At 38.3% G+C, this 23,116-nt stretch carries 20 protein-coding genes; 17 read left to right on the top strand and 3 right to left on the bottom strand.

Annotated elements, in window-relative coordinates:
- Position 1: 1 nt before the first annotated feature.
- Both LB450_RS11635 and LB450_RS11630 read left to right on the top strand, forming a co-directional pair.
- A complete protein-coding gene (locus LB450_RS11635) occupies positions 2-1,906 on the top strand; it encodes a peptide MFS transporter (RefSeq protein WP_224488927.1) in 1,905 nt (634 codons plus the stop codon).
- A gap of 5 nt (positions 1,907-1,911) precedes the next feature.
- Positions 1,912-2,445, top strand: a complete 534-nt coding sequence (locus LB450_RS11630) for a thioredoxin family protein (RefSeq protein WP_224488926.1) — start codon at positions 1,912-1,914, stop codon at positions 2,443-2,445.
- A 2-nt stretch (positions 2,446-2,447) separates the two neighbouring features.
- Here LB450_RS11630 and LB450_RS11625 read toward each other — a convergent pair whose 3' ends face one another.
- Together LB450_RS11625 and LB450_RS11620 are read right to left on the bottom strand one after the other, a co-directional pair.
- Entirely contained in the window at positions 2,448-4,508 is a 2,061-nt protein-coding gene (locus LB450_RS11625; protein ID WP_224488924.1) for a ComEC/Rec2 family competence protein, read from the bottom strand.
- A 16-nt stretch (positions 4,509-4,524) separates the two neighbouring features.
- Positions 4,525-5,037, bottom strand: coding sequence for a C40 family peptidase (locus tag LB450_RS11620; RefSeq protein WP_224488922.1), 513 nt, complete (start codon positions 5,035-5,037; stop codon positions 4,525-4,527).
- Between the two features lie 329 nt (positions 5,038-5,366).
- On the opposite strand from LB450_RS11620, the gene LB450_RS11615 reads away from it, so the two are divergent.
- The gene (locus LB450_RS11615) at positions 5,367-7,283 is read left to right on the top strand and encodes a polysaccharide biosynthesis protein (protein WP_224488920.1); all 1,917 of its coding nucleotides are present in this window, start codon (positions 5,367-5,369) and stop codon (positions 7,281-7,283) included.
- On the opposite strand, the gene LB450_RS11610 is transcribed toward LB450_RS11615, so the two are convergent.
- Positions 7,284-7,745: a GAF domain-containing protein gene (locus LB450_RS11610; protein WP_224488919.1), complete on the bottom strand. Its 462-nt coding sequence runs from the start codon at positions 7,743-7,745 to the stop codon at positions 7,284-7,286. It abuts the gene before it with no gap.
- 101 nt (positions 7,746-7,846) lie between these two features.
- On the opposite strand from LB450_RS11610, the gene xrtF reads away from it, so the two are divergent.
- The 14 genes from xrtF to LB450_RS11540 all read left to right on the top strand — a co-directional run bounded on the left by xrtF (position 7,847) and on the right by LB450_RS11540 (position 23,062).
- The gene (xrtF, locus tag LB450_RS11605; RefSeq protein WP_322962782.1) at positions 7,847-8,425 is read left to right on the top strand and encodes an exosortase family protein XrtF; all 579 of its coding nucleotides are present in this window, start codon (positions 7,847-7,849) and stop codon (positions 8,423-8,425) included.
- Positions 8,418-8,855: an exosortase F system-associated membrane protein gene (locus LB450_RS11600; RefSeq protein ID WP_407692577.1), complete on the top strand. Its 438-nt coding sequence runs from the start codon at positions 8,418-8,420 to the stop codon at positions 8,853-8,855. The genes xrtF and LB450_RS11600 overlap by 8 nt, the downstream gene beginning before the upstream one ends.
- Positions 8,856-8,884: 29 nt before the next feature.
- Positions 8,885-9,283: an HYC_CC_PP family protein gene (locus LB450_RS11595; protein WP_407692576.1), complete on the top strand. Its 399-nt coding sequence runs from the start codon at positions 8,885-8,887 to the stop codon at positions 9,281-9,283.
- Between the two features lie 88 nt (positions 9,284-9,371).
- Positions 9,372-13,286, top strand: coding sequence for an efflux RND transporter permease subunit (locus tag LB450_RS11590; protein WP_224488887.1), 3,915 nt, complete (start codon positions 9,372-9,374; stop codon positions 13,284-13,286).
- 20 nt (positions 13,287-13,306) lie between these two features.
- Positions 13,307-14,572: a TolC family protein gene (locus LB450_RS11585; protein WP_224488885.1), complete on the top strand. Its 1,266-nt coding sequence runs from the start codon at positions 13,307-13,309 to the stop codon at positions 14,570-14,572.
- Positions 14,569-16,338, top strand: a complete 1,770-nt coding sequence (locus LB450_RS11580; RefSeq protein WP_224488883.1) for an efflux RND transporter periplasmic adaptor subunit — start codon at positions 14,569-14,571, stop codon at positions 16,336-16,338. The genes LB450_RS11585 and LB450_RS11580 overlap by 4 nt, the downstream gene beginning before the upstream one ends.
- Before the next feature lie 28 nt (positions 16,339-16,366).
- On the top strand, positions 16,367-16,876 hold the full coding sequence (locus tag LB450_RS11575) for a DUF3347 domain-containing protein (protein ID WP_224488881.1): 510 nt from the start codon (positions 16,367-16,369) through the stop codon (positions 16,874-16,876).
- A 70-nt stretch (positions 16,877-16,946) separates the two neighbouring features.
- Positions 16,947-17,363 (top strand): hypothetical protein, encoded by a 417-nt coding sequence (locus LB450_RS11570; RefSeq protein WP_224488879.1) that lies wholly within the window; start codon positions 16,947-16,949, stop codon positions 17,361-17,363.
- A gap of 189 nt (positions 17,364-17,552) precedes the next feature.
- On the top strand, positions 17,553-17,783 hold the full coding sequence (locus LB450_RS11565) for a hypothetical protein (RefSeq protein ID WP_224488877.1): 231 nt from the start codon (positions 17,553-17,555) through the stop codon (positions 17,781-17,783).
- A gap of 87 nt (positions 17,784-17,870) precedes the next feature.
- Positions 17,871-19,532: a multicopper oxidase family protein gene (locus LB450_RS11560; protein ID WP_224488875.1), complete on the top strand. Its 1,662-nt coding sequence runs from the start codon at positions 17,871-17,873 to the stop codon at positions 19,530-19,532.
- A 96-nt stretch (positions 19,533-19,628) separates the two neighbouring features.
- The gene (locus tag LB450_RS11555) at positions 19,629-20,129 is read left to right on the top strand and encodes a DUF4175 domain-containing protein (protein ID WP_224488874.1); all 501 of its coding nucleotides are present in this window, start codon (positions 19,629-19,631) and stop codon (positions 20,127-20,129) included.
- Positions 20,130-20,164: 35 nt separating this feature from the next.
- Positions 20,165-20,377 carry an SHOCT domain-containing protein gene (locus tag LB450_RS11550; protein ID WP_224488872.1) on the top strand — a complete coding sequence of 71 codons (213 nt, stop codon included), beginning with the start codon at positions 20,165-20,167 and terminating at the stop codon, positions 20,375-20,377.
- A gap of 3 nt (positions 20,378-20,380) precedes the next feature.
- A complete protein-coding gene (locus tag LB450_RS11545) occupies positions 20,381-21,697 on the top strand; it encodes an APC family permease (protein WP_224488870.1) in 1,317 nt (438 codons plus the stop codon).
- A gap of 87 nt (positions 21,698-21,784) precedes the next feature.
- The gene (locus tag LB450_RS11540) at positions 21,785-23,062 is read left to right on the top strand and encodes a permease (protein WP_224488868.1); all 1,278 of its coding nucleotides are present in this window, start codon (positions 21,785-21,787) and stop codon (positions 23,060-23,062) included.
- The last annotated feature ends 54 nt before the right edge of the window (positions 23,063-23,116 follow it).

The raw sequence follows: 23,116 nt of genomic DNA, 5'->3' as shown, positions 1-23,116 counted from the left end.
TATGAACACAAAACCAGCCCATCAAAAAGAATTATTTGGCCACCCAGCAGGTCTTTATATTTTATTTTTCACAGAACTTTGGGAACGCTTTTCTTATTATGGAATGCGAGCCATTCTTACCCTCTACATGCTCGCCAAAGTGAGTTCCGAAAATCCTGGTCTAGGCTGGGAAGAAGGAAAAGCGCTGGCTATTTATGGATGGTATACCATGCTGGTTTATGTGGTTTCTATTCCCGGAGGAATTATAGCCGATAAAATTTTAGGACAAAAACAATCGGTTATGATTGGTGGATGGCTTCTGGTAGCAGGACACGGGGTGTTGTCTATTGAACAGGACTGGGCGTTTTATACAGGCCTTTTGCTTATCGTTCTTGGAGTTGGTATGCTGAAGCCAAACATTTCCACCATGGTTGGAGGTCTTTATAGAGAAGGCGATGCAAGACGTGACAAAGGCTTTTCTATATTTTATATCGGTATAAACGTAGGGGCGGCTGTTGCTGCGATTCTAGTGGGCTATATCGCTTCAGAATATGGATGGCATTATGGATTTGGTCTTGCTGCCATTGGAATGGTTTTGGGTCAGGTGGTTTATATATTTGGTCAGAGGTACCTTACTCATGTAGGGAATAAGCCTAGCAGTTTGATTTCTGCTAACGAACCCTCTGTGTCTATCAAAGAGATTTTTCAAACCATGCTTTCTACCAAAAAATCACTTGCAGTACTTGTTCTTCTCCTGGCTTTATCTTTTATAATTCCAATCCAATTTATGGATACAGAAGTCAGTGCTTATATTGTCTTTTTTATATTTTTATCGATTGTGGTAGGTTTTATGATGACTGTTTACGAGGATTTGAACGGCAAAGTTGAGAAAGACAGATTCATTGTCTTATTGCTTTCCTTTTTAATTGTCATTGTCTTTTGGGGAGCCTTTGAGCAGGCTGGAGGATTATTGAATATTTATGCACAACAAAAAACAGATCGATTTTTACCGGTCTTCGATTACACAGTACCAGCGGCCTTCTTTCAATCGCTTAATCCTTCTTATATCATTATTTTTGGTATTCCTGTGGCCTTATTTTGGGCCTGGATGAAAAAACGTGGAAAGGAAGCCTCTTCAATTTTCAAAATGGCTATTGGGGTGATTGTCATGGGACTTGGATTTGTCTTTATGGTATTTGCTACTCTGCAGTACGAAGCTAACGGTGAAGCTGCTATTTACTGGCTTATTTTTGCCTACTTGCTTCATACAATTGGAGAGCTTTCTGCCTCTCCTGTCGCTTTGTCTTTCATTACGAAACTGGCGCCTTTGCGTTACGGGGCCTTGATGATGGGACTTTATTTTGCAGCTACAGGTCTGGGAAACAAAGTCGCAGGAATTATAGGTGAATCTTCTCAAGCCGAACGCATAGAAATTGAACTTAGTGCAGAACAAAATCAGCTTTCACAGTTTGTGGCTAATGAAAGTGCGGAAGAGGTTTTCAAAAACAATAAAGCCTTTACAATTGAAACCCAGCTTTATTCAAATTCATCTGGCGAGGTTGTTTTTGAAGAAGTAAAAACTGGCAAAAACATCAATTCTATATTTACATTTGAAGGCGATAAATCCCAGTCTGAATTACTCAGCAGAATCCAACCTTATGAAACTTCTGGGGATAATAAGCTATTGACTTATTTGAAGTTTGATTACAAAGAGGGGCAATATGTCGGGGTAATAGCTATAGATCAATTTCAAACCGATCTCGAGTTTAAAACCTTTATGGGTATTGTGATTTTCACAGTTGCTTTTGGAATTTTAGTTATATTGTTACTCAAGCCATTGAAACGTCTAACTCATGGTGCTGAAGAAAAAGAAATTGAAGGACTCGAAGCCGAAGGTTTCGAAATCGCAGATGATGAAGTAAAATAAAAGAAATGAAGTATTTGTATTTAGGATTTATGTTTTTCATGCTTCATTCCGCGCATGCACAAATTGAATGGATGACAATGAATGAAGCTTTGGAAGCTCAAAAAAAAGAGCCTAAAAAAATATTTGCAGACGTTTATACAGACTGGTGTGGGCCTTGTAAACTGATGGACAAAAACACCTTTTCAAATCCAGACTTGGTAAACTATGTCAACACTCATTTTTATCCTGTAAAATTTAATGCTGAAGGCACAGAAACAGTGGATTATCAGGGCTTCGAATATACCAATCCAAATTATAGACCAGAGAGAAAGGGAAAGCGAAATGCACAGCATTTCTTTGCTAATGCGTTGAAGGTTTCCGGATACCCAACGGTTGTTTTCTTTGATGAAGAATCCGACGTAATTGCCCCTGTGGTAGGCTACAGAACTGCAGAACAGCTTGAGATTTACCTCAAAATGATTGCTTCAGATGATTATAAAGACTTAACTACAGAGAAAGCATGGCAGGAGTATCAAGCTGATTTCGAAGGCACATTTTAAAACTAATTTTTAAGTAGTACAAAGGCACCATTTTCCCAGGTGGAATGAAATTTTACATCAAATTCCTTTGCTGAGGCCTGCCAGCGTTCTACATCTGTTTTGTAATTACTTCCATCAGCAATGATTTGTTTAGGTTTCAATTCTGATATAAGCCTATCCAGGTTGATATTGGGGGAGTTTTTTAAAAGAAGGTAATGTGGCTGAAAGTTTGATTTAGGATAGACAGGAATACTGTCTAAAACAAACAAGACTTCAGCTGAGTTAAGCTTATAAATATTTCTAAAGCCAGACAATTGGATTTCGTCTATTCCTTTTAGTGTTTTGTAATTTTTGATGTGGTAAGCATCTTTAATGGAGTCTTTAGGTTGAATCTTATCGCTATATAAATTCAGAATCGATCCCTTCAGAAGACCGAGTTGTGAGTTTCTGTAGGTTTGGAAAACCACAGTTTCTTCCTGCTGAAGTTGACTCCGTTTTTCAAGATAAATACAAACCAATAAGGCTAGCAGGGATACATTCAGAAGAGAATAGCTCCATAATTTGTGTTTCGAATTCCAAAGCACTAAGCTGAAAAACAAAACAAGACTGGCGATAAGCATTGATTTTGTAAAATAAATATCAGAAAAGACAAGGCCTTCTTTGGAAGCAATCCAATTGACAAAACCTAGAAGAAGGTCTAAGAGTTGACCATATAAAGAGGCTAAGAAGTCTGGTAGAATTCCTGACAGACTTAAGACGATAACTAATATCCCTCCGGCAAGAATAATCCCAAGCCCTGGTAGAATTACCAAATTACTGACCAGGAACAAGCCTGGAAACTGATGAAAGTAATACAGGCTTACAGGTAAAACGCCTAGTTGAGCAGTTAATGTTACGGTAAGGATGTCCCAAATTTTCTGATCTGCAAAGAATTTGGGTTGATACAATTTGGAAAGCCCAGGCTGAAGTGTAACTATGCTTATTACTGCCAGGTAACTTAACTGAAAACCGACTTGATAAATAAAATAGGGATTGATGCTAATCAAAAAAATAGCCGAAAGCGCCAGGGTATTAATGGCACTTGTTTTTCGTCTGTAATTGAGGGCGAGGCTCAAAAACGAAAACATAACCGCAGCTCTTAAAACAGACGGCGTGAATCCAGCCAGAGTTGCAAATCCCCAAATACCCAGTAAAACAGAGATTTCTCGTAAAAACCTCCCGTATTTTACTCTCAGTAAACCTTTTGTCACAAATTGTAAAATGAGTAGAAGGATTCCCACATGTAAGCCTGAAACAGCAAGAATATGAACGACACCTGCCTTAGAGAAGCTATCATAAGTTTCTGGGTCTATATCTTGCTTTTGACCTAATAGTAAAGCCTGAATAATATCCATCTGGTCTTTTGTAAACCCATGCTTATCCAGAGATGCTTGAATTTTGCGTCTGGCTCTTTCTCCGAAGCTCATAAAACTAAATTCGGAATGTGTTTCAACTCTGATCTGAGCAGCCTCAGAGTCGATGGTATGGCTCATCTGTTGTGTAAACATGTAGTGCCTGTAATTGAATTGTTGAGGATTCTGAGGGTCTTCAAAGACATTCAGTTTTCCGAAGCCTGAAATTTTTGAGTTTGAGGTAATACAGAGTTCGTTTGAAACAGGAATTTGAAATAAGACGTTGCCTTTGGTGGTTATGCCTTGCACAGAAATCAAGCTGACTTCATATTTATCTTTATAAGCACTAGACTTTAAAGGCTTAACGACTTCCCCTTCAAAAGTGATAAAGCCACCATTGCTTAAGTCTTTTGACAAGAGATGCGTGAAATGATTTTCCTGATGTTTTGGTAAATGTATTGTAGTATTTAGGGCTCCCAGGCTAAATAAAAAGAGAACAGCCATAAGGGTAAATAGAGATGTCAATTCTGGATATGGCCTGGTTAACAGGAAAGAAATGACGAAGAGAACGAAAAGTGATAAGTTTATAAGCAGGTAAGTCGAAAAATCAAGTCCAAAGTCAGTAAAACCAAACCAAACCCCCAAAAAGAATACTAAGCAAACCTGCAGTAAAGGAAGATTAGTATACTTCATAGGATGTTAGTCTAGGTTAATTAATCACTCGCCTGCTTTTTACATAATTTTTTCTCCAGTACGGGTTATTGATGGAGGATATCATCACACCTTGAGAAGAACTGGCATGTATAAAATCTATTGATTTTTGTGTCCGGTGAACCACTAACCCCACATGGTTTATCCTTCTGCTGGTTTTGGATGTTCTAAAGAAAACAAGATCTCCAACCTTTACGTGTTTTAATTTTATTTGATCACCTATTTTCGACATTTTTCTGGTAGTTCTTGGCAACTCAATACCATAGCGTAAAAAAGAGAGGTGAAGCAATCCGGAGCAATCTATCCCGGAAGGATTCATGCCTCCATATTTATAGGGTGTGCCGAGATAAGTTTTGGAATAATTGACCACATTATTTACAGTATTAGCTCTTTCAATTTTGGCTTGTCTGGCTTTTTTAGCACCTCCGCATGAGACAAGTGTTAGTGCAAAAACACAAAAAAGAAGCTTAAAACTTATTTTTTTTAAATTATGAATTGTCAAAACTTCCAATTTTTTGTTTTTAAATGATTTGCACCTAACAATAAAAAATAACACAACTCCCAAATTTACTAGTTTTTTTTGTTCAAAAAAAGTGCAAACAGAATTGTATCCGTATATTTCAAGCTCATAACTTATAGCCTTGTGTCTGTGTGTTTCAAGATTAGAGTGAGATGTCTTATCAAAATAACTCTTAACAAATACAACTAACTACATTTTGAAATTAAAAGTAAAGTAAGTTTCTTATTAGTGCGGAATTTTAAGGAGTAAATTTAAAAAATCAGGAAAATGTCTAAATTATCATTAAGTTTGTTACTGCATTTGAATCTTAACCAATTGAAATGAAACTCATCCTTAAATTAAAAAGTACTTTTTTTAACATCCTAAAGCGCTTAGCACGTAATTACGTGCCAAGAGGTGTCATCTTTATTATAGATGTTTGCATTTCCATATTTGCAGCTCAAGCCACATTTTTTCTTATATCATCCGTTGGTAACGGAAGCCTCAAGTTTATTCACCTCGATTGGGAATTTTTAAGCCTTGTCGTCATTCAGGTTTTGTTTTTTATCATCTTTAAATCTTACGCGGGAATCGTTAGATACACTGGATTTAAAGATTCTATCAAGCAACTTCAAACTACCATAGCTACGGTAACTGCTCTAATTCTCATCAATGAATTGATATTCAGAGTTTATGGAACCAAAATGCTGGTGAATGGAGGAGCTATCATCTACGGTTTTATTGTTTTTTCTTTATTGTTTTTATTCCGAGTGGTTGTTAAAAGAGCTTATCAGCTCATTCATGCTGATTCTTCCTATACTAAAGCTTATATTTTAGGAACTAGTCTGGCAGATGTTGCGCTAGCAGAAAGCATTATTTCAGATTCACGAACGAGTTTTGATATTGTAGGTTTTATAAGTGAGCTTACTAAATTGAAAAAAACCAGAATCCTCACCTTGCCCATAGTGACTCTGGACCAACTGGAACATAAAAATATAAGAGGAGGAACTTCAGTTATAGTATCCAGTCAGAAACTTAGAGAACTTGCCCCTGAAGAGTCCAATATCTTGAATAAGCTTTTGGAGCTCAACCTTAAAATCTATAAGTTACCAGACCTTCAGGACTGGAATGGAGAATCTATTTCTTCTGAAATTAAAAAAGTAAACCTGGAGGATTTACTTCAAAGAACTCCTATAAAACTTCAGAAAGAAAAATTAAAATCGATTTATAATGGCAAGGTTATTCTGGTGACCGGGGCTGCCGGGTCAATTGGAAGTGAAGTTGTAAGACAATTGATTCCTTTTGGACCTAAAAAAATACTCTTGTTAGATCAGGCCGAAACGCCTTTACATCACATGAGTTTGGAATTAGAATCCAATCATCCCAACCTGAATTTTGAAAAAGTGATAGCTAATGTTCGCTGCTATAAGCGTCTGGAAGCTATTTTCGATGAATTTGAACCAGATTTGATTTTCCATGGGGCTGCCTACAAACACGTCCCAATGATGGAGGCCAATCCTGTAGAAGCTTTAGATGTCAATTTTTTAGGAACCAAAAACCTGACTGATTTAGCAGTTCTTTTCAAGGTTTCACGATTCGTATTCATTTCTACCGACAAGGCTGTGAACCCCACTAATATTATGGGGGCTTCCAAGCGAAGTGCCGAAATATACATACAATCTGTAGCAAGAGATAGATCTATACAGACAAGGTTTATAACCACCAGATTTGGTAATGTTTTAGGGTCTAATGGTTCTGTGATTCCTCACTTCAAAAAACAAATAGAAAACTTTGGTCCTGTAACGGTAACCCATCCAGATATTACAAGGTACTTCATGACAATTGATGAAGCTTGTCAGCTTGTTTTAGAAGCGGGAGCAATGGGAAATGGTGGTGAGATTTATGTTTTTGATATGGGTAAACCTGTCAAAATCATTGACCTGGCTATGCAAATGATTCGTTTATCTGGATTTGTGCCTTACGAAGATATAGATATTATTTACACAGGTTTAAGACCAGGAGAAAAACTTTACGAAGAACTGTTAGCAGACAAGGAAAATACCCTGCCCACACACCATCAGAAAATTCTGATAGCAAAAGCCAGTTATGATTTCGATAGTGAAAAATTGATTTTACTCAAAAATTTTCAAAATCAAATATGTAACAACAACGTTTTAAAATCCATTGAAATTCTAAAGAAATTAGTGCCAGAATATAGCTCGTTTACTGAAGAAACGAGACAGAAAAACGTGATTTAATTAGGCTTCAAGCTGTTGGCTAACCTGTGTATTCACCCAGGCTAAAAAGTCTTCATCTTCTTTAGAAAAAGCTTTTTTGGTGTTGGAATCAATGTCGATCTGACCTATATTTTCCCCGTTGAGAAACAAAGGAATGACCACCTCAGATTTCACATTGATACTACAGGCGATATAATTGTCCTGGGCTGAAACATCATCCACCACAAAATTTTGATTAGACTCCGCTACCTGCCCACATATTCCTTTTCCGAAAGGAATAACAGTATGGTCGGTTGGTTCGCCAGCAAAAGCTTTTAGAATAAGCTCTCTTTTATCCCCGTTTTTAAAATAAAAACCAACCCAATCGTAAGTGTCAACCTGTGTCTGGAGAAGATCGCAAACCTCTGTAAGTCTATGATTTATATCTAAATTCTCTTGAGAAATAATGCTTTTTAGTTTTGGCTTTAAGGCTTCAAAGTTCATGTAGTCATTTTTATACAAAAGTATTTAATATGGGAGCATTTCAAATGGTTGATTTTCTATAAATTTGTTAAATATTTTTAAGAATTTCATCGATAATTCTGATGGTTCAAAATCGAAATAGCAAAAAATTGGAAATTTTTAAAAAAAATAAAGCAGTGATTAAGTTTCTCGGAGTTTTCTTCGGGGCTTATATCGTGCTAACTTTGGTTTATCAATTTTATCTGGATTCTGTAGTATCAGAAGTCTATTTTCCTGAACCTATAACTCATATTGTAGCTTTACAAACTGAGAGTTTGATAAGTTTCTTTGGGTATGAAACCAAAACAATCCCGAGCCATTACGATCCTTCTATGCTTCTAGGTCTTAATGGAGAATACGTGGTTAGAATTGTAGAAGGCTGTAACGCCGTGAGTGTCATCATCCTTTTTTTGTGCTTTATTCTGGCTTTCAAAAAAGACTGGAAATCTACCTTACTGTTTATTTTTGCAGGGAGTGTTTTAATTTATGCTTTCAATGTTTTGCGTATCGCTTTACTCACCATTGGTATTTATGAAATTCCAGAACATAAAGAATTAATGCATGGAACGCTTTTCCCTCTTTTTATTTATGGGTTTGTGTTCTTGCTCTGGATCCTTTGGATCAGGAATTATAAAATCAATGAAAACCATAACAATGCATAAATTCTTGAGATATGGTTTACTGGGGCTTTTGGTAGTTGCATTGGCTCTTGTTCGCTTTTTCGAACATGAGCTTTTCTCAGACCCACTTCTCGAGTTTTATAGCTCAGAGTACAGCTACTCTGAACCACCAGAGTTCAATACGATGCAGGTAATAGGAACCACAAGCTGGAGGTTTCTCATAAATTCAATTCTTTCTTTAGCCATCATCTGGCTGGCATTTCCTTCCCCAAAAACCATTTTATTTTCTTTAGCTTTTTTTGGCTTTGCTTATGTGATTCTAACCTCCCTATTTTGGTTCTTCATCACAGATATAGAAGCCGAAAATTATCTTGTCATCTTTTATATCAGACGGTTTTTAATACAACCCATATTCGTAATAATATTATTACCAGCTTTTTACTATCAAAAGACTATTGTTAAAGAAAAATAATTTCAATTAAAAATGTATACTTTTGTAGTGTGAATTTATTCGTTTCCAAAATAACCTCTCTTTTATTAGCGCTTCTTGTGCTATTTTCAACCCTATCTTTTACGGTTGGAACTCACTATTGCGGAAACATAATGATAGATAAAGCTATTTTATCTAAAGCACAAACTTGTGAAATGCATCAGGAAATGCCTTCAGAAGAAAAGTCAGAATGTTGTGGTGATGAGGTTGAGATTATAGAAGGTCAAGACGTTCTTCAGTTTTCCAAAGCTGAATTTGATCTCGATATCCCTGTGGAATTTGCAATATTTAGCTTAATTCACTTTAGTTCAACTGGTTTTTTCGCCAAAGAAATCGCCACAGCTGAAGTTTACGACCCACCTCACTATTACCAAGACTTTCAGATACTACACCAGGTCTTTCTTATTTGATCTATTAAAACTCATCGCCTTGATTTCTACTGAATTAAATTCAGAATAGAAACCAAAAACCGTGTATATGTTTTAATATCAAATACTTATGTTAAATAAAATTATCAATTTTTTTCTGAATCAGCGACTGGTGGCATTTATACTGCTAGCAGCTATCGTGATTGGGGGCTTAATCGTTTCTCCATTTCAATGGGCAGATTCTTTTTTACCAAAAAACTCTATTCCAGTTGATGCGATTCCCAATACGGGAGCCAATCAGCAAATCGTTTTTACAGAGTGGCCAGGGCGATCTCCGCAGGATATAGATGACCAAATCACCTATCCACTTACCACGTATTTGCTTGGATTACCAGGCGTAGAATCTGTGCGCAGCACCTCTATGTTTGGATTTTCCAGTATTTATATCATTTTTGAAGAAGATGTGGAATTCTACTGGTCGCGTTCGCGTATTCTCGAAAAACTCAGCTCCATTCCCAAAGGACTTCTGCCTGCTGAAGCCAAACCAACGCTGGGACCAGATGCTACAGCCCTTGGGCAGGTGTACTGGTACACACTGGAACCCAGAGATAAAAATAACGAACCTACTGGCGGCTGGAATCTGGATGAAATCCGGAGTGTACAGGATTTTTATGTCAAATATGGATTGAGCAGTGCCAAAGGTATTTCTGAAGTGGCCTCCATCGGCGGTTTCGTAAAAGAATACCAGATTGATGTCAATCCCGATGCCCTGAAATCCTACAATATCTCTTTGATGCAGGTTGCGAAAGCCGTGAAAGAAAGCAACCGGGATGTAGGAGCCAAAACTTTAGAGATCAACCAGGTGGAATATATTGTTCGTGGTTTGGGTTATCTGGAGAACCTCGAAGATTTTGAGTCTATCGTGGTCGATGAAACCAACAATGTTCCTATTTATCTCAAAGATGTTGCTAAAATCAAAACGGGTCCTGCCCAGAGGCGAGGAATACTCGATAAGGCTGGAGCCGATGTGGTTGGAGGAGTTGTGGTTGCCAGGGATGGCTTTAATCCTATGGAAGCTATCACCAACATAAAAGAGAAAATTACAGAAATTTCGCCGGGTTTACCCAGCAAAACTCTGGCAGATGGTACCGAAAGTCAACTCAAAATCGTTCCCTTCTACGACCGTTCAGAATTGATTAATGAAACCATTGGAACTCTGGAGGAAGCCATCAGCCTTCAATTGATTATCGCCCTATTGGTAGTGATTATTATTGTTTTCAATTTAAGAGCTTCTTTGGTGATTTCGGCGGTGTTACCGATTTCGGTTCTATTGGTGTTTATCGCGATGAAATTCTTTAATGTACAAGCCAATATTGTTGCTTTATCCGGAATCGCCATTGCTATCGGTACCATGATCGATCTAGCCATTATCCTTTCTGAAAATGTGCTGAAGAAACTTGAAGACTCCCCCACTGATTCTTTAGTCAAAAACATTTATGAGGGTTCAGCTGAGGTGAGTTCAGCGATTTTGACTGCTGTTCTTACCACAGTCATCAGTTTTGTCCCCGTTTTTGCTTTGGAAGCAGCGGAGGGAAAACTCTTTATTCCGTTGGCCTATACCAAAACTTTTGCCTTGATTGCCGCATTTTTAGTTACTGTGCTGGTTTTACCAACCCTGATTTACGTGGCTTTTAGGATTAAAATCAACACAACTAAAACAGCTTATTACCTCAACGCCTTCCTCGGATTGGTAGGAGTTTGGACGATTTTTTATGAGTTTTGGCTGGGCTTGTTTATTCTTCTTTATGCTATAAGTTATTTCTTGTCGTATCAAACTTATTTTAAAAAATTACGAGTCAAAAACCTTCACTTCTACGTGCTGGTGGCTGGTGTTTTAGTTCTGCTTTCGAACCTTTGGTTGCCTTTAGGCCCTCAGCAATCGATGTTTTCCAACTTGATTTTCGTAGGGGTTCTGGTTGGCGTGTTACTGGCATTTTATCTCCTGCTTCAAAAGTATTATGCTCAAATCCTGACTTTATTCTTGAAGCATGTTAAGGCGTTCTTAGTCTTGCCATTGCTTGCGATTTTAATAGGACTTATGATCTGGCTTGGCTTTTCGAGTGTATTTCAATGGTCACAAACAGCTTCCAATGCTGTGGGTTTTCAAATTGAAAATACTAAACTTTGGAAGGCAATAGACGAAACGTTTCCTGGAATCGGTAAAGAGTTTATGCCAAGTCTTGCTGAAGGGAGTTTCATTCTTATGCCGACCAGCATGACGCATTCAGGTATCGAATTCAATAAAGAAAAACTTCAACAAATGGATATTTTGGTGAAGCAAATTCCGGAAGTGGAAACCGTGGTAGGAAAACTGGGACGGGTGGAATCCGCGATTGATCCAGCTCCAATTTCCATGTTTGAAAACCTGATTACTTACAAAACAGAATTTATCCTGAATGCGGATGCCAACCGCCAGGCTTTCGAGGTAAATGAAGAAGGGCTTTTCAAACTACAAGGCTTGAAAGTTCAAAACAATCAGGTTGAAATCACTAAAAATGCAGAAGATGTCTTGTGGTTTGATAATTCTGAATTTGTTTTTCAGAATAAATCAGGTGAGGCATTTTCAGATGAAATTCAATCTGATATTTTATATGAAATCGAAACTGATTTCAAGGTTTTTCTTGTAAAAGACAAAGACGGAAACTACTTCAGAAATTGGCGTCAACACATCCAGTCGCCAGATGATATTTGGAATGAAATCGCTGAGGTTACCAAGATTCCGGGAATTACTTCTGCGCCCAAACTGCAACCTATTGAAACGCGTCAAATCATGTTGCAGACGGGAATGCGTGCACCGATGGGCATCAAAGTTTCGGGACCAGATTTGCAAACCATCGAAGACTTCGGTAAAGAATTGGAAGGTATTTTAAAGCAGGTATCCGATATCAAAACCCAAGCGGTTTTTGCCGATAGAGTTGTGGCAAAACCGTATTTACATCTCAATCTCAACAGGGAAAATCTAGCCCGATATGGCTTGAGCATCACTGATGTGCAAGACTACATTTCTGTGGCGATTGGCGGGCAAAACCTCACTCAAACAGTGGAAGGTCGTGAGCGTTACGGCGTGAGAATTCGTTATCCACGAGAGTTAAGAAACACTCCCGAAGCCATTGCAAATATGCTGATTTCCACCTCTGCCGGAACTCAGGTTCCACTTGGAGAGCTGGTCGATATTGAATATGAGCGCGGTCCCCAAATGATCAAAAGAGAAGATACGTTTCTAAATTCTTATGTGCTTTTTGATCGTGCCGAAGGTGTTGCGGAAGTCACTGCTGTAGAGTCTGCTAAAGCTGCCATCACTTCTGAAATCGACAACGGAAACCTAAACGTACCGAGTGGCGTGAGCTACAGATTTGCAGGAAGTTTCGAAAATCAAGTACGTTCAGAAAAACGACTATCCATGATAATTCCAGTGGTTTTTGTCGTGATTTTCCTGATTTTATACTTCCAGTTTAAGTCTGTGCCCATTAGTATGATGGTGTTTTCTTCAATTGCTTTAGCCTTTAGTGGTGGATTTATCATGATTTGGCTGTACGGTCAAGGCTGGTTTTTGAATTTTAGCTGGTTTGGAGAAAATCTGCGAGATATTTTTCAGTTGAAAACGATCAACATAAGTGTGGCGGTTTGGGTTGGGTTTATCGCCTTATTTGGTATTGCAACTGATGATGCGGTGTTGATGGCAACCTATTTAAGGCAATCTTTTAAAGCTAATCCAACCAAAACAAAAGCTGAATTGCGCGAGGCTGTGATGGAAGGTGGGCTTAAACGTATTCGACCAGCAGTGATGACTTCGGTAACCACCGTGATCGCCCTTTTACCGGTTTTATCCTCTACAGGAAAAGGATCCGATATTATGGTGCCTATGGCCATTCCAGCTTTTGGTGGCATGTTGATGGCGAGTTTGACTTATTTTTTACTGCCTATTTTATTCTATATCGTCTACAGCAGACAGTTGAAAAACACTTCTGAAATTGATCTTAACTAAATTCAATAAACGATAAACCTATGTTTAAAACATATCATATAAAACCGATGAGCATCTCAACTCAACTTATGTTGGTTGTAGCTTTGCTATGCTTTGGTTTCAATTTGAAAGCGCAGAGTCTTTCAGAATTGAAAACTACTTCAGCTGAAAATAATCTGAACCTCAAAGCACAATTCAAAGCCTTTGAAGCACAGCTTGAAGGCGTCACCCAGGCCAAATCCTGGCAAGACCCTAACCTGAGTTTTGGCTATTTCATCAGCCCAATCGAAACCCGCGTTGGTCCGCAGATTGCCAGATTTTCACTCACGCAAATGTTGCCCTGGTTTGGGACTTATAAGGCCAAAGGGGATATCGCTGCATTTAGGGCTGAGGCTGAATACGAAAAGTTTCAAGACCAAAAATTGAAGTTATATCTAGAGGTTGCACAGCAGTATTACGATCTCTCTGCTTTAAGACATATCGCAGACCTTGAAGCTAAACAGCTTCGAATCTTGAAAGATTTGAAATCTGTTATAGAATCTAACTACGAAAATAATAAGGCAAATCTGGTTGATATTTTACGAGTTGAACTCCAGATCGATAAACAATTGAGTGTGATTCAGGTGTTGAAAGACCAAGACCAGGCTTTGGTCACTCAACTGAATCAATTGATGAATAGGCAGTTAAAAACTCCTGTGCTCATTTCAAATCCGAAGCAAATTCTGGAAGAAAAGGAGGTCATGCAAACGGATTCTGTTTCCAAAAATCACCCCCGGCTGGAAGCCATTCGCCAATTGCAGAAATCCAACAAAGCTGAAAGTGAGTTAGCCAAAAAGCAAGCCATGCCTCAGTTCGGTTTGGGCTTGGACTATGCCATAATTCAAGATCGAAATGTTCAAAATGCAGATGCTGGTCAGGACGCATTAATGCCTATGCTTTCGGTGAGCTTACCCATTTTCGGGAAGAAAAATAAATCCAGAAAAAAAGAAGCTCTGCTTCAGGGCGAATCCCTTCAATTTCAATTGGAGAACGAAAAAACACGCCTGGAATCAGAGATTCAAGTCGCTCACTATAAGCAAGATGAACTTTACAGCCTTTTAGATTTATATGATAAGCAATTGTTGAATTTAAAAGATATTTTACAACTTTCAGAAGTTGCCTTAGCCAATGCTTCCATGGAGATTGAAGAAGTTTTACGCTTAGAAGAAGAGCGGTTGCTTTACGAAAAGCAACGGGTTAGAACCCTGGCAAATCTTCACAAAACAGACGAAACATTAAGTTACCTCACATCAAATTCAGAATTATGAAAACGCAATACAAATATTATTTAGGCTTTGTCATCATATTTATCATCGGTATTTTTCTTGGCGTCACCTTATTTTCTCCCTCAGACCAAAAAAATGAAGACAACCATAATCATTCTCAAGAGCAGGCAGATGAAACGGTTTGGACCTGCTCTATGCATCCACAAATTCGTAAAGACGAGCCGGGCGATTGTCCTATTTGTGGAATGGAACTTATTCCTGCGAATGAAATGGAAGAAGGCGTAGATCCAGATGCGATAAAGATGAGTAAAACAGCTCGAAAACTTGCTAAGGTGGAAACCATGCTTATCGGCAATCAAGGCTATTACTCAAGTCTTAATTTATCGGGTCGTTTGAAAATCAATCAGGATAAAACGTCCTCAGTCTCAGCAAACTTCAACGCAAGAATCGAAAAGCTTTACGTCAACGAAGAAGGAGAGCAGGTAAATAGAGGACAGGTGATTGCAGAATTGTATGCGCCAGAAATTCAGGTGTTGAAAGAAGAACTGGAACTAGCTACGCGGCAGGAAAACGAAGTTCTTCTGAATAGCATTACCAGAAAAATTAAAAATTATGAATTATCGGTCACTGATGTAAAGTCGCTGGACAACGGCAGGTTGAAACTGAGATCCCCGAAAACAGGTGTGATTTCAAGTTTAAAGGTGACGCAGGGCGATAATTTGAAGGCAGATCAAAATTTAATGAGTATTGCAGATTTATCTACACTTTGGGCTATTGTTGATATATATGAAAGTGATCTCAACAAAATAAATGTTGGGGATAAATTAACTATACAAACGCCAAACTATCCCGATATTTCTGGAGAAGTCACCTTCATTTCGCCAGTTCTGGATGCTAAATCAAGATCGGCAAAAGCGCGAGTGGTTGTCAATAATCCAAATCAAAACTTAAAGCCAGGTGTTTTTATAACGGCTGAGCTGGCTACTACTGAATCCAACTCATCCTCTGATGAAGCTTTAATGGTTCCAAAATCAGCAGTGCTCTGGACGGGCAAACGTTCGGTGGTTTACCAGCAATTAGAGAACGAAAACGGGGTCTATTTCAAGATGAAAATTGTAGAAACCGGTTCATCATCTTCAGATGATGTTGAAATTCTCTCAGGTTTAGAAGCTGGAGATGAAATTGTAACTCATGGGGCATTCAGCATAGATTCTGAAGCTCAACTGGCAGGAAAAACAAGTATGATGAATCCTGAGGGCGAAACCATGGCATCGTCTGGTCACAATCATGGCTCCATGGAAATGGATAATAAATCGTCAGAGTCAAAAAAGACAAATCAAACAAGCTCATCTATAACTATTAGCATGGAGGGCAAAGAAGAATTAAAACCTGTTCTGGACGATTATTTAGCATTCAAAAATGCTCTGACGAATGATGATTTTCAAAGAGCTCAATCTGCAGGTATTCAACTTAGAAAAAGAATAGCTCAGGTAGATATGACTGTTTTTAAAGATGATGCGCATACCGAATGGATGCAGTACAATAGCAATTTGAAAAAGATACTTGAGCATGTTCAGCATCAAAGTGATATTGATGACATCAGGAAGGTTTTTCAGCAGGTATCAGACGCAATGATTCCCCTTGCACAACTATTTAAACCCTTAACCAATGATTTATATATTCAATTTTGTCCAATGGCAGATTCAAATAAAGGAGCATTTTGGTTAAGTGAAAATAAAGAAATTATAAATCCTTATTACGGTAAATCCATGTCGAAGTGTGGTGAAGTAACCTCTGTAATTAAATAATGCACCTTAAATTTTTAAAATCAAAAGAATGAAAAATAGAAAAACAATTTTAGCCCTCGCCCTGACCTTTATTGGTTTTGGAGCATTTGCCCAACAGGATCATGCTCATCATGGGGAGCAAAAAGAAATGAATTCAAACATGGAAATTGAGTTTAGGGACCAGCAGCTAGGTGATGTTTTTGAGCCTTACATTCTTTTAAAAGAAGCTTTGGTAGCTTCAAAAACAGAAGAGGCCCAAAAAGCGGCAGGTAAGTTAGAAGCATCACTTGGAGATGTAAACGGCGGTGAAAAAGCAAAAGCAGCAGTGACCAAATTGAGTTCATCCTCTACTTTGGAAGAACAGCGAGAAGCCTTTAAGGGACTGAGTCGAGAAATGCTTTATTTAGTAAAAGCGGGAGAGCTTTCTAAAGGGGAGGTTTATTTGGAGCATTGTCCTATGGCAAAAGCTTCATGGTTGTCCACCAGCCAGGAGATTCGCAATCCTTATTATGGCGATAAAATGTTGAAATGTGGAAGCGTAAAAGAAACCATCAAATAACTAAACATTAGTTAATGCCTTAATAATTATTAATTTTTTCAATACCTTTTAACCTAATAACGTTTAAAACATGACACTGAAAACTATATTAACAGCATGTACACTCCTGCTTTTTCTTGTGAGTTGTAACTCCAATTCAGAAAAAGAAAACAAAACATCTACATCCGGGCTATCGGAACACATAGACCAGTCCAAAAGTATAGCGATTGGGGATAAAGTCCCAAATGATCGAGTTTGTATGGTCAATGACGCTTATATTGGTATTGAACAAATCCCTGTCCCGGTAAGTGGTAAAACTTACTACGGCTGTTGCGATATGTGCGTCGATAAATTGAATACGATAGATGAAGCGAGAATTGCAATTGATCCTTACAGTGGGAATCCGATAGATAAATCTGAGGCCTTTATTGTGCTGTCTAACTCAAAAGGCTCTGTGACCTATTTCGAATCTGAATCAAATTATAAAGCTTATACGCTGAGTCCTTAGTATATAAAAATACAGGAATTTATAATCCAGGGGTTCAGGTTTATAAACAAGTTTCAGACGTATTGCTTTCATGAAAATGGGTAGTTCATTTGTATTTGGTCAGAAGTTTTTGACTGAAACGGCTTTTTATTTATATAAATTTTTAAAAAGGACGATAACACGTAAACAAAATACCAAAACCTAAAAACTATGAGAGCATCAGTAAATCATTTCCTAAAGACTCTGGTCATGCTTGTTGTTGTCTTTTTTGCAATTTCATGTACCGATAAGAAAAAGGAAAATAACCAGAGAGATGAGGGTCAAACCGACATCATTGAAGATGATGTTTATATGCATCACAATCATGAGGAAGGAAGGACTCATGACGACACAAGTAATGACAGTACGTCACTAGATATGGATAAGAATAAAAAAGAATAGAAATTATTTAATACTTATGAAATAATATAAACCACTGAGATAATAGCAGGAAACTAATAGTAATCTTTTTTCAAAACCTTGTTTGCAATGAAAAAAACTGAACAACCTAAACCATTTAACCGAAGAGCATTCCTTGAAACCGCAGGCTATGGTGCGGCAACCCTTATGCTTTGGCCATTCATTTCCTCCTGTGATGGACAGTCCTCAAATACAGCATCACCTGTGGTGAATCCAGACTTCAGGCCTGATATAGATTTAGAATTAAGCGCTGTTGAGCGGGAGATACCTATCCTATCAGGTTCCAAAACAAAAGCCTGGGTATTTGAAGGAAGTGTAATAAAAGGGGATAAGGAGGCCTTACAAACAACTGAGGGAAGTTATCTAGGGCCTACTATTAAAGTAAAGAAGGGACAAAAAATACGTATTCGTTTTCAGAATACTATCCCTGAAGAAACCATTGTTCACTGGCACGGCATGCACGTTACATCAGAGAATGATGGTCATCCTAAGGATGTCATACATAGTGGAGAAACCTACATTTATGAGTATGAAGTGATGAATCGTGCGGGGACCTATTGGTATCATCCGCACCCACATGGTCGAACAGGACCTCAGGTTTATAATGGCCTGGCCGGGCTTTTACTGGTCACGGATGAGGAAGAAGAACAACTCAATTTGCCACAAGGCGAATTTGACAGGCCTATTGTGATTCAGGATCGCTCTTTTGATGAAGATAATCAGTTGGTTTATATTCAAAGCAGAATGGATAGCATGCGCGGCTTTTTAGGTGAACAGATCTTGATTAATGGGACTGCTGAAAAAGTCCTGAATCTGAAATCAGGTTGTGCTTACCGACTTAGATTACTGAATGGCTCCAATTCAAGAATCTACAAGTTGGCATGGGAAGATGGAAGTCCGATTACTGTCATAGGGATTGATGGAAGTTTATTAAGTGTTCCAAAAGAATTGCCCTACCTTATGCTTGGCCCTGCAAAAAGAGCTGATGTCTGGCTGGATTTAACAGACAAGCCTGAGGGTACCCGGTTGACGATGAAAAACGCTTCTTTTCCTTTGGAAGTGATGTCCGGAGGTATGATGATGGATGGAGGAGAAACTTCTTTACCTCAAGGAAGCGAATATGAAGTGTTTACTGTAAAGACAACTAGTTCTGGCAGTAATGAGTATAGCTTACCGCAGCAATTAGTCAAATCCAACTATCTCGATCCGTCTACGGCAGAAAATCTAAATAATCCAAGGCAGTTTAGCTTCGCCATGGATCACATGGACTGGACGATCAATGGGCGCACCTGGGAAACTACAGGCGTAGTCGATGAAGAAACCGTAAAGCTAGGGAGTACAGAAGTATGGGAGTTGATCAATAGCTCTTCCATGATGGGTAATAATCGTGGCGGCGGTATGATGGGTAATGGTGGCATGATGGGCGGCGATGATGGTATGATGAGTGGCGGCATGATGGGTAACATGATGCAAATGCCACATCCGGTTCATATTCATCAGGTGCAGTTCAATATTTTGGAAAGAGATGTAAGTGATGTAGACCCGCAATTATGGGAGGCTATAAAAGAGGGTTTTATTAATGAAGGCTGGCAGGACACGGTCTTGTTAATGCCAGGTATGAAGGCTAAAGTTATCATGGAGTTTAAGGATTTCAAAGGCTTGTTTGTTTATCACTGCCATAACCTGGAACACGAAGATATGGGGATGATGAGAAACTTTAAAATCACGTAAAAAAGGAGTAAGAATTAGCTATAAAGAAAATGTTTCTTTTTGGTTTTAAAACACCAGAAACTATTTAAAACAAATTTTAACTAAATAAATTTAACAATGAAAACAATTTCGAAAACACTAATGGTAATAGGAATAATGGGGGCGTTTGTAAGCTGTAAATCCAGCTTTGATGCTGCTGAAACCATGGAACTTCAAAACAACAGACAGGCCGTTTACCAGGAAATCATTTCAAATTCTGAACAAATGAAAGAGTTTACTCAGATGGCTCAGGAAGATCAAGGCGCTCGGAAAATAATGATGCAAAGCCATATGGAAATGATGGAGTCTGGAAAACTAATGGAGATGATGAAAAACAATCCAGAGATGAAAGAGCAGATGAAAGAAAACATGCAGAACATGATGCAGAACAACCCGGAAATGATGGAGAAAATGCAGTCGAAAATGACTGAAAAAATGATGAAAAGCGCTGAGGGTAGAAAAAAACTGATGAAGGTGATGAAAGAAAATTCTGACATGAAAAAAGAAATGATGCAGGAAATGATGCAAAACATGCACAATGGAGGCATGATGGATGAAAAGGAAAATGACAAGCAGTAAAACTTAATTTTTAATAACACTAAAATTCAAAAATTATGATGTACGGATGGATTATTGGGTTAGTGCTCATAGTTATTTTATTTGCAGCTGTAAGGCGAAGTGGCGTTTTTAAAAGAAGGCCTGACTCAACTGTAAATAACAGCTCGACTTCAACGCCATTAGAAACCCTCAAAAACCGTTACGCTAAAGGTGAAATTGATGATGAGGAATTCGAAAAGAGAAAAAAGGAACTGGAAAAAGCAGGATAACTCATGGGCCAGTATAAAAAGGGGAGTTTGAGCTTATTAGGATCTGTCGCTCTGGGGACGGGTGTCATGATAGGAGCAGGAATATTTGCACTTCTTGGTCAGGTAGCAGAACTTTCGGGTACATGGTTTCCTTATATTTTTCTGCTGGGAGCAGTCATTTCTGGCTTTAGTGCATATTCTTATATCAAAGTTTCCAATGCGTATCCTTCTGCAGGAGGCATTGCTATGATTTTGCAAAAAGCCTATGGCAAAACGACCATTACGGCTTCTGCTTCTTTATTGATGGCTTTATCGATGGTGATCAATGAAAGTCTGGTCGCCAGAACCTTTGGCTCCTATACGTTGCAACTTTTTACCGTTGAAAACAAAGCGCTTTGGATTCCCATTTTGGGTGTAGGATTGTTAATTGTTGCTTTTTTGATAAACATTTCCGGTAATCGACTGATTGGAAAATCGTCGTTGGTGATGGCATTTGTCAAAATTGCAGGGATTTTGATTTTTGCAGTTGGAGCTTTGTGGGCAGTAAGCTTTTCATTAGAGGGTCTGATACCTAAACCTTCTGAAAGCACAGACTATTCAGCAGCCAGTTATATCGGAGCTTTGGCTCTCTCTATTTTGGCTTATAAAGGATTTACCACCATTACCAATAGCGGAGATGAAATCACCAAGCCTAAGAAAAACGTAGGTCGATCTATTATTATTTCATTATTGATATGCACGGTGGTATATTTCTTAGTTGCTTATGCCGTAAATTCCAGTCTTTCGATTTCCGAAATTATTAAAGCTAAAGATTATTCTTTAGCTGAAGCTGCAAAGCCTGCTTTTGGGGATTATGGCTTGTATTTTACAGTGGGTATTGCCATTGTAGCAACCATTTCAGGAATAATTGCCAGTATTTTTGCCGTTTCCAGAATGACAGCGATGCTCACCGACATGAAATTGATTCCACACAGCCATTTTGGAATGCCTGGACGAATTCAGAAACATATGCTGGTTTACACGGTAGTCATCGCCATTGTCCTGACTGTGTTTTTCGACCTGTCCAGAATTGCATCTATGGGAGCTATATTTTATTTGGTTATGGACATGATGATCCACTGGGGGGTTTTAAAACACTTAAGAAAGGAGGTGAAGGCCAACGCTGTTATTTTGATAACCGCACTGATTTTAGACCTTATTGTTCTGGTTGCTTTTTTATGGATAAAATTGTCTTCCGATATTTTGGTATTGATGGTTTCCGCAGCCATTATGCTTATCGTTTTTATAGGTGAAAAATGGTTTTTGAATAGAACTGACAAATCTGAATCCAGTAAAAGTTGAAGCATGAATCCCGCCTAAAATAAATGACAGATTTTAAAATGAGTTTAGTATTTCTTAATTATTAATTCAAAAAAATTCTAATCTAATATGAAAAATAAAGCAATAATTTTAGCAGGTCTATTTGCGATTTTTCCAATGCTGTCTTTTGCTCAAGGGGATTCTGAAGGTTTTTTTAGTCTTTGGGGAGAAAGCGCCAAAACCGCAGTAGGATTTTTCTGGAAGGCAGGCTGGGCTTTTGTGTTGGGCTATATAATAAGTGGTGCTATTCAGGCCTTTGTCCCTAAAAAGAAGCTTACACGTCACATGGGTGAGAGCGATGTGAAAAGCGTGTCATTATCTACATTATTTGGAACCATCTCTTCGTCCTGTTCTTTTGCGGCACTGGCGGCAGCCAGATCGCTATTTTTGAAAGGCGCACACTTTGTAAGTACGATAGCATTTATGTTTGCTTCCACCAACCTTGTCATCGAACTTGGGATTTTAATATTCATTTTTCTAGGCTGGGAATTTGTACTGGCAGAAATAATTGGTGGATTATTACTGATTGCTATAAGTTCTATTATCATAAAATTCACTTATCCAAAAAAATGGATCAAAGCTGCCCGGGAGAAAGTTGAGGAGGAATCATATGAAGAAGAAGACTTCGACTGGAAGCAACGCATACAATCGAAGGAAGGCTGGTTTTTGGTTGGTAAAAACTTTGTCATGGAATGGAAAATGGCCTGGAAAGACATCCTGATTGGTTTTACGGTAGCTGGCTTTGTGTCGGTATTAGTACCCCAGTCGTTTTGGGAGGCTATTTTTCTTAATAATTTGCAAGGGGAGATACCCGACTTTGTCATTCGGATAGAGAATGCGCTTGTAGCTCCTTTTGTGGCTGCCGCCACCTTTATTGGGTCTATGGGAAACATCCCTCTTGCCACAGTGCTTAACGAAAATGGAGTGATGTTTGCCGGACTTATGGGGTTTATTTATTCGGATCTTATGGTACCACCCCTGGTCAATATCAACAGAAAATACTATGGTCCGCGTATAGCCCTTTATATAGCCGGGGTGATGTATGTGAGTATTGTTATTACAGCCTTAATACTCAATTATAGCTTCGAATTTTTTGGGGTTTTGCCCGAAGGCAGCCGCAAGGTAGCTGAGGTGACACAATTTATGATGGATTATACTTTCTATTTTAATATTCTATTTGCCGTTCTTGCCGCGCTGATGCTTTATTTCAATTTTAAAACCAAGAACATGAAAGAAGGTGGAGGTCATGATCACGATCATGGAAGTGGCGGGATTTCATTTAAAAAAGTCGTTGTTTATCTCTTTATCTCAATTGTTATTATTGGTTTGATTTTATATCTGATTTAGCCTTAAAAAGATACATAATTACAAAGAGTTCTTCTAAATATCTAACTTGTAAAA

This window comes from Psychroflexus curvus (genome assembly GCF_020164585.1).
Lineage (GTDB): Bacteria > Bacteroidota > Bacteroidia > Flavobacteriales > Flavobacteriaceae > Psychroflexus > Psychroflexus curvus.
The sequence above is the reverse complement of the archived record's forward strand: the minus strand, read 5'-3'. Positions and strand labels throughout refer to the sequence as shown.

What these genes read in the sequence shown, in the direction of transcription:
- LB450_RS11570 (WP_224488879.1), top strand. Translation starts at nt 16,947, where the DNA reads ATGACACTGAAAACTATATTAACAGCATGTACACTCCTGCTTTTTCTT.
- LB450_RS11560 (WP_224488875.1), top strand. Translation starts at nt 17,871, where the DNA reads ATGAAAAAAACTGAACAACCTAAACCATTTAACCGAAGAGCATTCCTT.
- LB450_RS11615 (WP_224488920.1), top strand. Translation starts at nt 5,367, where the DNA reads ATGAAACTCATCCTTAAATTAAAAAGTACTTTTTTTAACATCCTAAAG.
- LB450_RS11555 (WP_224488874.1), top strand. Translation starts at nt 19,629, where the DNA reads ATGAAAACAATTTCGAAAACACTAATGGTAATAGGAATAATGGGGGCG.
- LB450_RS11550 (WP_224488872.1), top strand. Translation starts at nt 20,165, where the DNA reads ATGATGTACGGATGGATTATTGGGTTAGTGCTCATAGTTATTTTATTT.
- LB450_RS11565 (WP_224488877.1), top strand. Translation starts at nt 17,553, where the DNA reads ATGAGAGCATCAGTAAATCATTTCCTAAAGACTCTGGTCATGCTTGTT.
- LB450_RS11635 (WP_224488927.1), top strand. Translation starts at nt 2, where the DNA reads ATGAACACAAAACCAGCCCATCAAAAAGAATTATTTGGCCACCCAGCA.
- LB450_RS11625 (WP_224488924.1), bottom strand. Translation starts at nt 4,508, where the DNA reads ATGAAGTATACTAATCTTCCTTTACTGCAGGTTTGCTTAGTATTCTTT.
- LB450_RS11585 (WP_224488885.1), top strand. Translation starts at nt 13,307, where the DNA reads ATGTTTAAAACATATCATATAAAACCGATGAGCATCTCAACTCAACTT.
- LB450_RS11580 (WP_224488883.1), top strand. Translation starts at nt 14,569, where the DNA reads ATGAAAACGCAATACAAATATTATTTAGGCTTTGTCATCATATTTATC.
- LB450_RS11575 (WP_224488881.1), top strand. Translation starts at nt 16,367, where the DNA reads ATGAAAAATAGAAAAACAATTTTAGCCCTCGCCCTGACCTTTATTGGT.
- LB450_RS11590 (WP_224488887.1), top strand. Translation starts at nt 9,372, where the DNA reads ATGTTAAATAAAATTATCAATTTTTTTCTGAATCAGCGACTGGTGGCA.
- LB450_RS11610 (WP_224488919.1), bottom strand. Translation starts at nt 7,745, where the DNA reads ATGAACTTTGAAGCCTTAAAGCCAAAACTAAAAAGCATTATTTCTCAA.
- LB450_RS11630 (WP_224488926.1), top strand. Translation starts at nt 1,912, where the DNA reads ATGAAGTATTTGTATTTAGGATTTATGTTTTTCATGCTTCATTCCGCG.
- LB450_RS11540 (WP_224488868.1), top strand. Translation starts at nt 21,785, where the DNA reads ATGAAAAATAAAGCAATAATTTTAGCAGGTCTATTTGCGATTTTTCCA.
- LB450_RS11600 (WP_407692577.1), top strand. Translation starts at nt 8,418, where the DNA reads ATGCATAAATTCTTGAGATATGGTTTACTGGGGCTTTTGGTAGTTGCA.
- xrtF (WP_322962782.1), top strand. Translation starts at nt 7,847, where the DNA reads ATGGTTCAAAATCGAAATAGCAAAAAATTGGAAATTTTTAAAAAAAAT.
- LB450_RS11545 (WP_224488870.1), top strand. Translation starts at nt 20,381, where the DNA reads ATGGGCCAGTATAAAAAGGGGAGTTTGAGCTTATTAGGATCTGTCGCT.